Raw genomic sequence first — 983 nt, forward strand, 5'->3', positions numbered from 1 at the left:
ATCCAGACTTTCTAAACTATCTGGCATATTGGGTAGGAAACCAGAATCATTCCAAGCTTTTATCGGTTCTTTTTTTGTTGTTCCGTGCCTCCTATGATGATAGTTATATATAATGAAATTTGATAATTTTTCATCCAACTCTTTAAGAGTAAGCAGGGAAGGGCTGTTCTGATTGCCAATATATCCAGGCAAATCTTGTAGAAACAATTGATTAATGGTTGAGAAGAATCTTTCTATTTTCCCCCGTCCTCTTGGAACACCGACTGCGGAGAAAACCAAGTTGATTTTTAAATCAATGGCGACTTGTTCTAAGGGATTGGAAGTAAAGTCGCTCCCGTGATCTGTATAAAACTTTTCAGGTATACCACATATTTGCCAATCAAAGTTCCTTTTTCTCCATATTGCTTGGTGTAGAACAAGTGCTGTATGAATGGCAGTCGGGTCTTGGAAAGTTAAAAAATACCCAGCAATTGCCCGACTATAGTCATCTAAAATAATTGTTAACCAAGGTCTTTCTGGATTTCCTTTTTCGTTCAAAACAATGATATCTAATGGAGTATGATCAGCTTGCCATATCTCGTTGGGATAGTTGGCTTCTCGTCGGTGAATTAAATCATGAGTGTTTTGATACTCTTTTTTTCCTTCATAGGCGAGTTTTTTAAGTCCAGGGGATAAAAATCTGGAAATCGCATACACCTGATAATAACTGGGCTGCTTCCAGTTATTCTTTTTGCATGTCTCACAAATTTTTCTATGAATTGAAGTTACTGAATTTCTTTTATGATTCAGTATTAAATTCTTAATCTCTTCTTGTACCTCTTTTTCCACTTTAAAAATGCCGGAGTCTCTGCGACGCTTTCGGATCAAACCCACTAATCCAAACTGTTCATACTGACTCACCCAATATTGAAGCGTCCGTTTTGAAACATCAGAGTCTTCAGCAACTGCTCTCAAACTTTTCTCGCGGTTAAGATATGGGGCAA

1 protein-coding gene is annotated in these 983 nt (G+C 37.4%); it reads right to left on the reverse strand.

Annotated elements, in window-relative coordinates:
• The coding region (locus tag KA900_RS14600; RefSeq protein WP_210139784.1) for a DDE-type integrase/transposase/recombinase at nt 1–983 on the reverse strand (983 nt) is incomplete at both ends.

It is taken from the genome of Staphylococcus sp. GDY8P120P, assembly GCF_017892065.1.
Classification (GTDB): domain Bacteria; phylum Bacillota; class Bacilli; order Staphylococcales; family Staphylococcaceae; genus Staphylococcus; species Staphylococcus nepalensis.